Raw genomic sequence first — 12,799 nt, forward strand, 5'->3', positions numbered from 1 at the left:
TGCCGTAGGGTGGGCAAAGCGAAGCGTGCCCACCATTCATGTAACAGGCTCGAAAAGACGGTGGGCACGGCGCTTTGCGCCTTTGCCCACCCTACGAGAGCTTGCTAAGACGCATCTCTCATGCGTTTTTCCCTGACGACCTGGAATATCAATTCGGTGCGGCTGCGCATCGACCTTGTCGCGAAATTCCTCAAGAGCGCGCGGCCGGACGTGCTGTGCCTCCAGGAGACCAAGTGCATCGACGATGCCTTTCCGCTGAAGCGCTTCAAGCGCCTCGGCTACGAGCATGTCGCGTTGAACGGCCAGAAGGGCTATCACGGCGTCGCCATCGTCTCGAAGATTCCGTTCGAATCAAAGGACATCCGCACCTTCTGCGACAAGGTGGATTCCCGCCACATCTCGGTATCGTTCGGCGAGAAGGCACAGATCTCAAAGCCGTTGGTGGTGCATAATTTCTACGTCCCCGCCGGCGGCGACATTCCCGATCCCGCGCTGAACGAAAAATTCGACCACAAGCTTCGCTTCCTCGACGAGATGAAGGCGTGCGAGCCGCTGCATCCCCGCGGGGAGGATCGCCACATCCTGGTCGGCGACCTCAACGTCGCGCCACACGAGAACGACGTGTGGTCGCACAAGCAGCTTCTGAAGGTGGTCTCGCATACGCCTGTCGAAACCGAAAAGCTGCAAGCCGCGCTGGCAGCCGGTGAGTGGGTCGACGTCGCCCGCGAGCGCATTCCGATGTCGGAAAAGGTCTATACATGGTGGAGCTACCGCTCCGCCGACTGGACCGTCGGCGACCGCGGCCGCAGGCTCGACCACATCTGGGTCTCGCACGCGCTGAAGGACGCGGTCCAGGACTTCAAGATCTTGCGCGACGCGCGGAGCTGGGAGCGGCCGTCGGACCATGTGCCTGTTACGGTGACGCTGGATCTATGATCGTCGCCCTGGCGAAAGCCAGGGACGACGTCAGCTGGTCAGCTTCGCGCCCGCCATCAGGATATCGCTCGCGATCTGACTGGAGCGCACTGCAAATTCATCACGAAGACGAACTGCCGCGGCCGGATCACTTTCGAGCACGCGCTGAAACAGGCTGCGCGCGACGCGGATGACGGAGGCGTGCTCGATCGCGATCGCGCTCGACGGCCGCTTCATCGGCACCACCAGCGCGAGCTCGCCGATCAGCGCACCGGGACCGGCGATCATTTCGGCACCGGCGCCGTCATCGACCCGGAAGGCGCCGCGCTGGACCACGTAGCCGGCATCGGCATCGTCGCCGAGATTGAACAGGACGTCGCCGCGGACGAAGTTGCGCTGCTCGGATCCGATCGCCAGCATGCGCAACGAGGCGTCCCCCAACAGGCGCAATGTCGGGACACGCTCGAGAAGCGCTACGTCGTCGTCGATTGACATTCAGGTCCGAGGCTCAAGGGCAGCGATCTAAAACGATTCGCACGCCCATCAAGCGTATCACGGCACCAGCTTGTAGCCACCGGCTTCCGTGACCAGGATTTCCGGGTTGGCGGCGTCCTTCTCGATCTTCTGGCGAAGGCGATAGATGTGGGTTTCCAGCGTGTGGGTGGTGACGCCGGAATTGTAGCCCCAGACCTCCTGGAGCAGGGTCTCGCGCGAGACCGGCATCTGGCCGGCCCGGTAGAGGAAGCGGAGGATGGCGGTTTCCTTCTCGGTGAGCCGGACCTTGCGCGCATTGGCGGCGGTCAGCATCTTCGAGCCGGGCCTGAAAGAGTAGGGGCCGACCGAGAACACCGCGTCCTCGCTGGCTTCGTGCTGGCGGAGCTGGGCGCGGATACGGGCCAGCAGCACGGCGAAGCGGAAGGGTTTTGCGACATAGTCGTTGGCGCCGGATTCCAGCCCCAAAATCGTGTCGGAATCGGTGTCATGCCCGGTGAGCATGATGATCGGAGCCTTGAACCCGCCCTTGCGCAGGGAACGGACCACCTCGCGGCCATCCGTGTCAGGCAGACCGACATCCATCAGGACGAGATCGGGCGCATTGGCCTTCGCGGCGCTCGCGCCCTTGGCGCCGGTATCGACGGCGGAGGCTTCAAATTCTTCGTGCAGCGATAATTGCTCCACCAACGTGTCGCGCAGATCGGTATCGTCATCCACGATGAGGATCTTGCGGGCATTGGCCATAGGGGGTCATCCTTTTGGGGTCCGGCGCGGCGCGCATCCATGCTGCACCCAGCCGAGAGGGAAGTTTAGGGGTCGCCGTTATTATTATTGTTCGTGTTGAAGTAGTGGGCTGTTACCGATTCACAAGCCAGAAGCACTCTAACCTAGAATAGCAGGGCGCTTCGATGAATGTCCTGTAATGAATTCGACATTGCACGTTCACATGAAAACCAAAGCTGCTTCAGTTAGTTACACCAAGAACCGAAGCGCCGGGCCGTTGTCCGCGATCCGCGTTAAGCCTGCCGCGGGGAATCCGCGCCGGGGCTGGCTGACCGCGGGGGCGCTGACGATTCCGGTGGCGCTGGGGCGCGGCGGCGTTCTGGCGAACAAGCGCGAAGGCGACGGCGGCACGCCGAGGGGCACTTTTCGTCCCCGGCGATTGTGGTGGCGGGGCGACCGGCACAGCCGCCCGCAGACCTTCTTGCCGGCGCGGACCATCGGCGACACGGACGCCTGGTGCGAGGACCCCCGGGACCGCCACTACAATCAGGGAATCCGGCTTGGCGAGGGGCAGGGCGGCGACCGCCTCAAGCGGACCGACCATCTCTATGACTTCATCATCGAAATCGACCACAACACGCGACCGCGCATCGCCGGCCGCGGCAGCGCGGTGTTTTTGCATCTGGCCCGCGACAATTTCGGCCCGACCGCAGGCTGCGTCTCGATGACCAAGGCGGCGATGCGACAATTGCTGCGGCGGCTGGGACCAAAAACAAAAATCATCATCGGGTGAGGACACATGCTCGACAGGGATCAGATCGCCGCCGCATCGCGCGTCCTCGTTCAACATTGGCGCGACGGCACCAAGCTTGACGCGCTGGAGAGAGGGTTGCGGCCGCAGAGCCGTACCGAGGGTTACGCCGTGCAGGCTGCGCTCAGTGGAGAATTGTTCGGCTGGAAGATCGCGGCAACGAGCGAGTCAGGACAGAAGCACATCAATGTCGCGGGACCGCTGGCCGGTCGCATCATGAACGACACCGTGATTGCCGATGGCGGCACCGCCTCGATGAAGGGCAATGCGATGCGCGTCGGCGAACCGGAGTTCGCCTTTCGCATGGGGCGCGATCTGCCGCCGCGCGCGGCGCCGTACACCGTCGACGAGGTGCTCGCCGCTGTCGATGCCTTGCACCCCGCGATCGAGATTCCCGATTCGCGCTTTGCCGATTTCGCCAGCGCCGGCGAGGCACAGCTCATCGCCGACAATGCCTGCGCGCATCTGTTCGTGCTGGGCGCGGCAACCACCGCGAACTGGCGCGCGATGGATCTCGTCGAGGAGCGGCCGCAGATCACGCTGCGCGGCCAGCGCTATCTCGGCCACGGCAAGAACGTGCTTGGCGATCCCCGTCTTGCCTTGGTCTGGCTGGCCAACGAGCTCGGTGGCCTCGGCATCACCTTGCGGGCAGGAGAGGTGGTGACGACAGGTACGTGTCACCCGCCGCTGCCGATCCAGGCCGGCGATCATTTTGCGGCGGATTTTGGCGTGCTCGGGACGGTGTCGGTGGGATTTGCGTAGGTGCTACGCACTCCGCCCGGCGAAGGCCGGGACGACGGCAACTACCGGTGCCCGAAGATCGCGCTGCCCACGCGCACATGCGTGGCACCGAGCATGATGGCGGTCGCATAATCCGCGCTCATGCCCATCGACAGCTTCGTCAAACCATTGCGCTCCGCGATCTTGGCGGTCAGCGCGAAATGCGCCGCCGGCGGCTCATCCACCGGCGGGATGCACATCAGCCCGGAAATCGTCAGCCCGTAGGTGTCGCGGCAGCTCGCGATGAAGGCATCGGCCTCGCCAGGAGCAATGCCGGCCTTCTGCGGCTCCTCGCCGATGTTGATCTGGACGAACAGTTCCGGGTGCCTGTCCTGGGATTCGATTTCCTTGGCTAACGCCTGGCAAATGCTCGGGCGGTCGACCGAATGGATGGCATCGAACAGCGCGACCGCCTCTTTCGCCTTGTTGGATTGCAGCGGTCCGATCAGATGCAGCGCGATGTCGGAGTAAACAGAAATTAACGCCGGCCACTTGCCTTTGGCCTCCTGCACCCGATTCTCGCCGAATACGCGCTGTCCGGCGTCGACGACCGGGATAATTGCATCCGCGTCGAACGTCTTCGACACCGCGATCAGCGTCACGGAGGCGCGCTCCCGTCGCGCGTCCTTGCAGGCGCGGGCGATTTCGGCTTCGACCGCGGCGAGCGCGTTTGGTGAATGGCCGGTTGCCGGCGTGGCGTTGGCATCTGTCATGGCGTCGGTTCAGACTGGATTGTTGCGGAGCTAGTTCTAATTTTACCGAGTTCAAGAAAGAGTTTTTGAACCCTTCGCTTTACCTTGGCCCGTGGGGTGGGCAGCGAAGATGGCAAACGTCAGTTTCAACCGCAAACGAGCGAAACTCAAGCAGGTTCTCGGAATCCGGGCGCGGCTTGCTTTGCTCGCGGTGATTCTGGTGACGCCCTTGATGTTCGAGCGCGTCCGTTCGCTCGAGGACACGCGCGCCAAGCAGATCGCCCAGGCCGCGGCCGAATTCACCACCGTTGCAAGGCACAGCGCCGATGCGCAGCGTGAGGTGATCTCGTCGGTCGAGACCATCCTGAAATCGGAAGCCTTCATCCGCGCCTCCGCCGGCGGCATCAGCAAGAGCTGCGACGTGCTGCGCGCGAGCCTGCCGTCAAATCTTCCCTGGATCCGCACGCTTTTGATTGCCGGCCAGGACGGACGCATCCAGTGCGCCACCAACAACATGTATGTCGGCCTCGACCTCAGTGACCGGCCCTACTTCCAGCAGGCGCAGGAAACCGGCCGTTTCGTGCTGAGCGACTTCATCCTGTCGCGGCCGGTGCCGTCGCCGACCGTGATGGCGGTTTACCCGGTGTCCGCCTTCAGCGGCGTAGCCGATGCCGTCGTGCTCGCCACCGTCAACCTCGACTGGATGTCGAAGGTCATGAGCAATCTGGGTGGCCGCGCCGGCATCACCGCGGTGCTGGTCGACAGCGCCGGCACCGTGCTCGCCGCACCGGCCGACCAGCACAGCGCGGTCGGCCGCCCCCTCGACAACATGCCGCTAATGTCGGCGATCGCCGACCGCGCGTTGCGTTCGGACCAGGACGAGGGCTCACTGTCGTTCCTCGCCGCCGACGGCTCTCGCCGTGCAGTCAGCTACATCCGCATCGCCGGCACCAATGCCCGCCTGATCGCCAGCATCGATGAGGACAAGGTGTCCGCGGCGGTCAGCCGCGACATCCGCACCGCCTATCTCCAGCTCGCTTTCGTCGTCATGTTCGTCCTGCTCGGCGCGCTGATCGCCGCCGAGAAACTCGTGATCAAACCGATCGAGATGCTGGCCGACATGGCCAAGCGCCTCGGCGAGGGCGATCTGTCGGCGCGCGCTGCACGCAATCGTCTGCCGGCCGAGTTCGTGCCGCTGGCCCGCGCGTTCAATGCGATGGCCGCGCAGCTGAGCCAGCGCGAGCGCGAGCTGATCGCGAGTAACGACCGGCTCACGGTGATGGCCTCGATCGACATGCTGTCGGGGCTTGCCAACCGCCGTGGCTTCCAGAGCCGGCTCGACTTCGAATGGATGCGCGCGCAGCAATATGGCAGCGACCTCGCGCTTTTGATGATCGACGTCGACCATTTCAAGCTATTCAACGACACCTACGGCCATCTCGAAGGCGATTCCTGCCTGACCAGGCTCGGCGAGTCGCTGTCGGGCATCGCCGCCGACACGATGGGTTTCGCGGCGCGCTATGGCGGCGAGGAATTCTGCCTGTTGCTGCCGAACACCGACGTGGCGCGCGCCGTCGAAATCGGCGAGCAGGCCCGCGCCGCCGTGCTGAAGCTGTGCCTGCCGCACATCACCTCCGCCCACATGATCGTCACCGTCTCGATCGGCGTCGCCGCGACGCGGCCCAACGAGAACTTGCGTCCGGGCGATTTGATCGAAGCCGCCGACGCCGCGCTCTACGCCGCCAAGCACCGCGGCCGCAACAATGTCGTCGAGCACGGCATCATGGTGATCGATAACGGCGCTGCGGAAATCATGATGGCGGGTTAATATCGCCCGCTGGCGGCGGTCCCGGTTCGCTTGATCGGAAAGGGCCCGGAAGGCCGCCATGGCCTGGCATCGCCACGCCGCCGCGGGCAGACGGCTCCGGGTATCCAACCCGTTGACCCCACGGCCGCTTTTGTGGCCTAGTCCGCCGTCTTCAGAACGGCCCGAACCCACGAAAACCCAACGATTCCATGACCTCCGAACGCTACAACGCCCGCGATTCCGAACCGCGCTGGCAGGCTGCCTGGGACCAGCAGGCGATCTTCGTCTCCAAGAACGACGATTCGCGGCCGAAATACTATGTGCTGGAGATGTTCCCCTACCCGTCGGGGCGCATCCATATCGGCCATGTCCGCAATTACACGCTCGGCGACGTGCTGGCCCGCTTCATGCGCGCCAAGGGTTTCAACGTGCTGCATCCGATGGGCTGGGACGCCTTCGGCCTGCCGGCCGAGAACGCCGCCATCGAGCGCAAGGTCGCGCCGAAGGCCTGGACCTACGACAACATCGCCGCAATGAAGAAGCAGCTCCGCTCGATCGGGCTGTCGCTGGACTGGTCCCGCGAATTCGCGACCTGTGACCCCAGCTACTACAAGCACCAGCAGAAGATGTTCCTGGACATGCTCGGCGCCGGCCTGGCCGAGCGCGAGAAGCGCAAGCTGAACTGGGATCCCGTCGACATGACCGTGCTCGCCAACGAGCAGGTGATCGACGGCCGCGGCTGGCGCTCCGGTGCCGTTGTCGAACAGCGCGAGATGAGCCAGTGGGTTTTCAAGATCACGAAGTACTCGCAGGAGCTGCTTGACGCACTCGACGGGCTGGACCGCTGGCCCGACAAGGTGCGGCTGATGCAGCGCAACTGGATCGGCCGCTCGGAAGGGCTGCTGGTCCGCTTCGCGCTGGATCAGGCGACGACCCCCGGCGGCGAGAGCGAGCTGAAGATCTTCACGACGCGCCCGGACACGCTGTTCGGCGCGAAGTTCATGGCGATTTCGTCGGATCATCCGCTGGCGCAGGCTGCGGCCGCGAAGAACCCCGAGCTTGCGAAGTTCATCGCCGACATCAAGAAGATCGGCACCGCGCAGGAGATCATCGACACCGCGGAGAAGCAGGGTTTCGACACCGGCATCCGCGCGGTGCATCCCTTCGATCCGAACTGGAAGCTGCCGGTTTATGTCGCCAATTTCGTGCTGATGGAATACGGCACCGGCGCGATCTTCGGCTGCCCGGCGCATGACCAGCGCGACCTCGACTTCGTCAACAAATATGGTCTCGGCAACATTCCGGTCGTGTGCCCCGAGGGCCAGGATCCCAAGACATTCGTCATCACCGACACCGCCTATGACGGTGACGGCCGCATGATCAATTCGCGCTTCCTCGACGGCATGACCATCGATCAGGCCAAGGACGAGGTCGCAAAGCGCCTGGAAAACGAGCTGCGCGGCAACGCGCCGGTCGGCGAGCGCCAGGTGAACTTCCGCCTGCGCGACTGGGGCATTTCACGCCAGCGCTATTGGGGCTGCCCGATTCCCATCATCCATTGCCCCAAATGCGATGTGGTGCCGGTGCCTGCTGCGGACCTGCCGGTGACGCTGCCTGACGATGCGACCTTCGACAAGCCGGGCAACGCGCTCGATCATCACCCGACCTGGAAGCACGTCACCTGCCCGCAATGCGGTGGCAAGGCCCAGCGCGAAACCGACACCATGGACACCTTCGTGGACTCGTCCTGGTACTTCGCGCGCTTCACCGATCCCTGGAACGAGAACGCGCCGACGACGCCTGCGGTCGCCAACCGGATGCTGCCGGTCGACCAGTATATCGGCGGCGTCGAGCACGCGATCCTGCATCTGCTCTACAGCCGCTTCTTCACCCGCGCGATGAAGGCGACCGGCCACATCGCACTGGACGAGCCGTTCGCCGGCATGTTCACCCAGGGCATGGTGGTGCACGAGACCTACCAGAAGGCCGACGGCACCTATGTCACGCCGGCCGAGGTGAAGATCGAGGTCGGCGGCAACGGCAGGCGCGCCGTCCTGATGGCGACCGGTGAGGACATCACCGTCGGCGCGATCGAGAAGATGTCGAAGTCGAAGAAGAACACGGTCGACCCCGACGACATCATCGAGACCTACGGCGCCGACGTCGCCCGCTGGTTCATGCTGTCGGACTCCCCGCCCGACCGCGACGTGATCTGGAGCGACGAGCGCGTCCAGGGCGCCTCGCGCTTCGTGCAGCGGCTGTGGCGGTTGGTGAACGACGCAGTGGAACTCGGCAAGGGCGCACCCGCAGTCCGGCCGGCCAGCTTCGGCCCGGATGCCATCGCCTTGCGCAAGGCCGCCCATGGCGCGCTGGACAAGGTCACCACCGGGATCGAGCGGTTGCACTTCAACGTCTGCCTCGCCCATATCCGCGAATTCGCCAACACGTTTTCGGAGGTGCTCCAGCGCCCCGGCCAGCCCGCCCCTGACCTCGTCTGGGCGATCCGGGAGGCCAGCCAGATCCTGGTCCAGCTGTTCTCCCCGATGATGCCGCACCTGGCCGAGGAGTGTTGGCAGGTTCTGGGCAACTCCGGGCTGGTTTCGGAGGCCAATTGGCCCCAAATCGAACGCGATTTGCTGGTTGAAGACAGCGTGACCCTGGTGGTCCAGGTCAACGGCAAGAAGCGGGGTGAGGTCACAGTTGCAACAGCGGCCGAGAATCCGGAAATCGAGGCTGCCGTTTTGGCCCTCGATGCGGTAAAACTGGCTCTGGACGGCAAGCCCGTCCGCAAGGTGATTATCGTCCCCAAGAGGATCGTGAATGTTGTCGGCTAGGATCCGCATCGCAGCCCGCTTGCTGGCGATCGCCGCATTGGCGGCTCTGACGGCCGGCTGCTTCTATCCGATGTATGCCGAACATACCGACGGCACCCCCGGCCTGCGCGAGAAGCTGATGGGGGTCGATCTTCCGCCGATCAACAAGGCGAACGCCTCCCGCGAGGCCCGTGTCGGCGTCGAGGTCCGCAACGCGCTGGCCTTCAAGCTCTACGGCACCGCCACGGGCATGCCGCCGACCCACCGGCTTGAGATCCGCTTCTCAAGCAGCAAGTCGTCGCTGATCGTCGATCCCAATACCGGCCTGCCGAGCAGCGAAAACTACGGCCTCGACGCCCAGTACAATTTGATCGAGGTGGTCAGCGGGAGGTCGGTGATGACCGGCACGACGTTCTCCCGCGTGTCCTACGACATGCCCGGCTCCTATCAGCGTTTCAGCCGAAATCGCGCGATACGTGATGCCGAGGATCGCGCCGCCAACGAGATCGCCGAGAACATCACGACCCGCCTCGCCTCGTTCTTCACCGCGGGCACTTAATTCATCCCGCCATTCCGGGTGCCCGGAATGACGAACCCCAGGCAACATGGTCGCGCTGCGCGGAAAAGAGATCGACGCCTTTCTCGCCCGCCCCGATGCGGGCCGTCCGATCATCCTGCTCTACGGTCCCGACGCCGGCCTCGTGCGCGAGCGCGCCGATGCGCTGATCGCGTCCGCCGTCGATGATCCCAACGATCCCTTCTCGCTTGTCAAGCTCGACGGCGACGAGCTCTCCGCCGAGCCGTCGCGCCTCGTCGATGAAGCGATGACGGTGCCGCTGTTCGGCGGCCGCCGCGCCATTCGCATCCGTGCCGGCTCACGCAGCTTTGCCAGCGGCGTCGACACGCTGGCGGAGATGGGCGTGAAGGATTGCCGCGTCGTGATCGAGGCCGGCGAGCTGCGTCCGGAGTCGCCACTGCGCAAGGCGTGCGAGCGCGCCAAGACGGCCGTGGCGATCGGCTGCTATCCCGACACCGAGCGCGATCTTGCCAAGCTGATGGAAGACGAGCTCCGCATCGCCAATTTGCGCATCACGCAGGACGCCCGCGCGGCGCTGATGTCGTTCCTCGGCGGCGACCGCCAGGCCTCGCGCAACGAGCTGCGCAAGCTTACGCTCTATGCCCATGGCAAGGGCGAGATCACGCTGGATGACGTGATGTCCGTCGTCGCCGACGCGTCCGAGCTGAAACTCGATCCGATCGTCGACGGCGCTTTCGCCGGCCGGCCCGAAATCGTCGAAAACGAGTTCGCCAAGGCCATGATCGCCGGCACCTATCCTGGCGTGATCATCTCCGCGGCGCAGCGTCAGGCGGCGTGGCTGCATAAATCGGCGCTCGCGATCGCCGACGGCACGCCTGCATCCGCGGTGCTCGACGGTGGTTATCCGCGCCTGCATTTTTCGCGGAAGCCCGCAGTCGAAACTGCACTGCGCAACTTCAGCGTGGCGCGGCTCGCAGGCATCATCGAGCAGCTCGCGACCGCAGCACTCGACACCCGCAAGCAATCCACCCTCGCCGCCGCCATCGCCCAGCGCACGCTGATGGCAATCGCCGCGAACGCGAAGCGGCGGGGATAAGCCACCGCTCTATCCACGTCATTGCGAGGAGCCCTCCCGACGAAGCAATCCAGAATCTCTCCGCGGAAAGACTCTGGATTGCTTCGCTTCGCTCGCAATGACGAGGGGATAGTGCACGTCCTCATCCTGAGGAGCGCGCTCTTGCGCGCGTCTCGAAGGATGAAGGTCCGGGCCCTCGCCCTTCGAGACGCCGCTTCGCGGCTCCTCAGGGTGAGGGAGCGAGAGCGCAATGACTACAGCGCGCCCTTCGCCAAGCGCTTCATCACCTCGTCGAGCTGATCGAGGTTGCGGTAGTTGATCTGGACCGAGCCGCCGGGGTCGCGGTGGCTCACCGTGACCTTGAGCCCGAGCGCGTCGCTGACGCGCTTTTCGAGATCGACCGTGTCGGGATCCTTTTCCTTAGCCCCGGTGGCCCGCGCCTTCTGTGGCTTGCGCTCCGGCACGCCCTCTTCATGCGCAAGCGCCTCGGTCTGGCGGACGTTGAGGCCCTCCTCGACGATGCGCTTGGCAGCCGCGAGCGGATCGGGCACGCCGATCAGCGCGCGGGCATGACCTGCGGTCAGCTCGCCGCTCGTGATCAGAGCCTGCACCTCGGCGGGCAGCTTCGTCAGCCGCATCATGTTGGCGATGTGGCTACGGCTCTTGCCGACGACCTTGGCGATGTCGTCCTGGCTGCGTTTGAACTCGTTGGCGAGCGCGTGATACCCGAGCGCCTCTTCCATCGGGTTGAGGTCTTCGCGCTGCACGTTCTCGACGATCGCGAATTCCAGCGCATCGCTGTCGCTGATGTCGACCGGCACGATCGGCACTTCGTGCAGGCCGGCCATCTGCGAGGCACGCCAGCGCCGCTCGCCGGCGATGATCTCGAAGCGATCCTGCGCGCCCTTCACCGGACGCACCACGATCGGCTGGATCACGCCGTGCTGCTTGATCGAATCGCTGAGCTCCCTGAGCTCGGTTTCCGAAAAGCTGCGGCGCGGGTTGCGCGGATTTGGCTTGATGAATTCGATCGGCACCTTGCGCTGCGCGCGCGGACGATCGACATGCTGAGCCTCGCCGCCGACGTCACCGATCAGACTCGCAAGACCCCGGCCCAGTCGCGAACGCGCTTCATCGGCCATCGCCAGCTCCCTTGGATTCACGGTGCAGCACTCCAGCACTGAATTTCAAATTGTAGAATCGCAGGGTGGGTTAGCGCAGCGTAACCCACCACTTGTTAGCTCGGGGCGACAGACTTGGTGGGTTACGCTGCGCTAACCCACCCTACGGCATCATCAATGCGTCGTCCGCAGCTCGCGCTCGCGCTGGATCACTTCGGTGGCGAGCCGCAGATACGCTTCGCTGCCGACGCATTTGAGATCGTAGACCAGCACCGGCTTGCCGTAGGACGGCGCCTCCGAGATGCGCACGTTGCGCGGGATCATGGTCTTGTAGACCTTCTCGCCCATGAACTGCCGGACGTCGGCGACGACCTGGTTCGAGAGATTGTTGCGCGAGTCGAACATGGTCAGCACGATGCCGTGGATCGACAGGTTCGGATTGAGCGTCGAGCGCACCTGCTCCACCGTCTGCAGCAATTGCGACAGGCCTTCGAGCGCGAAGAACTCGCATTGCAGCGGCACCAGGATCGCATCCGACGCTGCCATCGCGTTCACGGTGATCAAATTGAGCGAGGGCGGACAGTCGATCAGCACGTAGGTGTAATCGGCATCCGGCGAGACGTTGTTGTTGAGCGTGCTGATCGCGTCACGCAGCTTGTAGGCACGACCTGGCGTGGTGCCGAGCTCGAGCTCGAGGCCGGAGAGGTCCATGGTCGAGGGCGCGATGTGCAGCCGCGGGACTGCGGTCTGCACCACCGCTTCGCGCAAGGAGGCTTCGCCCACCAGAACGTCATAGGTCGAGCAGGAGCGGTTGCGGCGATCGATGCCGAGGCCGGTCGAGGCGTTGCCCTGCGGATCGAGATCGACGATCAGGACACGCTCGCCGATCGCCGCGAGTGCCGTGCCGAGATTGATCGCCGTGGTTGTTTTGCCCACACCGCCCTTCTGATTCGCCAGCGCCAGAATGCGCGGGTGGCCATGCGGGACTTCAGCGGTCTGTTCTTGCTGCGGTTCGTCAATCACGGTCAT

At 64.4% G+C, this 12,799-nt stretch carries 12 protein-coding genes; 7 read left to right on the forward strand and 5 right to left on the reverse strand.

Annotated features, from left to right (window positions below; translation table 11 throughout):
* The first annotated feature begins 120 nt into the window (after positions 1-120).
* A complete protein-coding gene (gene xth, locus IVB31_RS29700) occupies positions 121-936 on the forward strand; it encodes an exodeoxyribonuclease III (protein ID WP_247331238.1) in 816 nt (271 codons plus the stop codon).
* A gap of 30 nt (positions 937-966) precedes the next feature.
* On the opposite strand, the gene IVB31_RS29705 is transcribed toward xth, so the two are convergent.
* Together IVB31_RS29705 and IVB31_RS29710 are read right to left on the reverse strand one after the other, a co-directional pair.
* Complete coding sequence (locus IVB31_RS29705; RefSeq protein WP_014438856.1) at positions 967-1,410, reverse strand: cyclic nucleotide-binding domain-containing protein; 444 nt, start codon at positions 1,408-1,410, stop codon at positions 967-969.
* A 57-nt stretch (positions 1,411-1,467) separates the two neighbouring features.
* Positions 1,468-2,154: a response regulator transcription factor gene (locus IVB31_RS29710; RefSeq protein WP_007598630.1), complete on the reverse strand. Its 687-nt coding sequence runs from the start codon at positions 2,152-2,154 to the stop codon at positions 1,468-1,470.
* A 202-nt stretch (positions 2,155-2,356) separates the two neighbouring features.
* Between IVB31_RS29710 and IVB31_RS29715 the strand changes: the two genes are divergently transcribed.
* On the forward strand, positions 2,357-2,926 hold the full coding sequence (locus tag IVB31_RS29715) for a L,D-transpeptidase family protein (protein ID WP_247331240.1): 570 nt from the start codon (positions 2,357-2,359) through the stop codon (positions 2,924-2,926).
* Between the two features lie 6 nt (positions 2,927-2,932).
* Positions 2,933-3,706 (forward strand): fumarylacetoacetate hydrolase family protein, encoded by a 774-nt coding sequence (locus IVB31_RS29720; RefSeq protein WP_247331242.1) that lies wholly within the window; start codon positions 2,933-2,935, stop codon positions 3,704-3,706.
* A gap of 41 nt (positions 3,707-3,747) precedes the next feature.
* Here IVB31_RS29720 and IVB31_RS29725 read toward each other — a convergent pair whose 3' ends face one another.
* Entirely contained in the window at positions 3,748-4,437 is a 690-nt protein-coding gene (locus IVB31_RS29725; RefSeq protein WP_247331244.1) for a YggS family pyridoxal phosphate-dependent enzyme, read from the reverse strand.
* A 109-nt stretch (positions 4,438-4,546) separates the two neighbouring features.
* Between IVB31_RS29725 and IVB31_RS29730 the strand changes: the two genes are divergently transcribed.
* The 4 genes from IVB31_RS29730 (at position 4,547) to holA (ending at position 10,670) form a co-directional block, all read left to right on the forward strand.
* Positions 4,547-6,244 carry a diguanylate cyclase gene (locus IVB31_RS29730; protein ID WP_247331247.1) on the forward strand — a complete coding sequence of 566 codons (1,698 nt, stop codon included), beginning with the start codon at positions 4,547-4,549 and terminating at the stop codon, positions 6,242-6,244.
* Positions 6,245-6,432: 188 nt separating this feature from the next.
* Complete coding sequence (leuS, locus tag IVB31_RS29735; RefSeq protein WP_247331249.1) at positions 6,433-9,057, forward strand: leucine--tRNA ligase; 2,625 nt, start codon at positions 6,433-6,435, stop codon at positions 9,055-9,057.
* On the forward strand, positions 9,044-9,595 hold the full coding sequence (gene lptE, locus IVB31_RS29740; RefSeq protein WP_247331252.1) for an LPS assembly lipoprotein LptE: 552 nt from the start codon (positions 9,044-9,046) through the stop codon (positions 9,593-9,595). The genes leuS and lptE overlap by 14 nt, the downstream gene beginning before the upstream one ends.
* A 46-nt stretch (positions 9,596-9,641) precedes the next feature.
* On the forward strand, positions 9,642-10,670 hold the full coding sequence (holA, locus tag IVB31_RS29745; RefSeq protein WP_247331254.1) for a DNA polymerase III subunit delta: 1,029 nt from the start codon (positions 9,642-9,644) through the stop codon (positions 10,668-10,670).
* A gap of 233 nt (positions 10,671-10,903) precedes the next feature.
* Here the strand turns inward: holA and IVB31_RS29750 are convergent, their stop codons facing one another.
* Together IVB31_RS29750 and IVB31_RS29755 are read right to left on the reverse strand one after the other, a co-directional pair.
* Complete coding sequence (locus IVB31_RS29750) at positions 10,904-11,791, reverse strand: ParB/RepB/Spo0J family partition protein (protein ID WP_247331256.1); 888 nt, start codon at positions 11,789-11,791, stop codon at positions 10,904-10,906.
* A gap of 153 nt (positions 11,792-11,944) precedes the next feature.
* On the reverse strand, positions 11,945-12,799 hold the full coding sequence (locus tag IVB31_RS29755) for a ParA family protein (protein WP_247331259.1): 855 nt from the start codon (positions 12,797-12,799) through the stop codon (positions 11,945-11,947).

It is taken from the genome of Bradyrhizobium sp. 21, from assembly GCF_023073335.1.
Taxonomy (GTDB): domain Bacteria; phylum Pseudomonadota; class Alphaproteobacteria; order Rhizobiales; family Xanthobacteraceae; genus Bradyrhizobium.

Coding starts and splice junctions, on each gene's coding strand:
- xth (WP_247331238.1), top strand. CDS start 121: ATGCGTTTTTCCCTGACGACCTGGAATATCAATTCGGTGCGGCTGCGC.
- IVB31_RS29705 (WP_014438856.1), bottom strand. CDS start 1,410: ATGTCAATCGACGACGACGTAGCGCTTCTCGAGCGTGTCCCGACATTG.
- IVB31_RS29710 (WP_007598630.1), bottom strand. CDS start 2,154: ATGGCCAATGCCCGCAAGATCCTCATCGTGGATGACGATACCGATCTG.
- IVB31_RS29715 (WP_247331240.1), top strand. CDS start 2,357: ATGAAAACCAAAGCTGCTTCAGTTAGTTACACCAAGAACCGAAGCGCC.
- IVB31_RS29720 (WP_247331242.1), top strand. CDS start 2,933: ATGCTCGACAGGGATCAGATCGCCGCCGCATCGCGCGTCCTCGTTCAA.
- IVB31_RS29725 (WP_247331244.1), bottom strand. CDS start 4,437: ATGACAGATGCCAACGCCACGCCGGCAACCGGCCATTCACCAAACGCG.
- IVB31_RS29730 (WP_247331247.1), top strand. CDS start 4,547: ATGGCAAACGTCAGTTTCAACCGCAAACGAGCGAAACTCAAGCAGGTT.
- leuS (WP_247331249.1), top strand. CDS start 6,433: ATGACCTCCGAACGCTACAACGCCCGCGATTCCGAACCGCGCTGGCAG.
- lptE (WP_247331252.1), top strand. CDS start 9,044: ATGTTGTCGGCTAGGATCCGCATCGCAGCCCGCTTGCTGGCGATCGCC.
- holA (WP_247331254.1), top strand. CDS start 9,642: ATGGTCGCGCTGCGCGGAAAAGAGATCGACGCCTTTCTCGCCCGCCCC.
- IVB31_RS29750 (WP_247331256.1), bottom strand. CDS start 11,791: ATGGCCGATGAAGCGCGTTCGCGACTGGGCCGGGGTCTTGCGAGTCTG.
- IVB31_RS29755 (WP_247331259.1), bottom strand. CDS start 12,799: ATGACCGTGATTGACGAACCGCAGCAAGAACAGACCGCTGAAGTCCCG.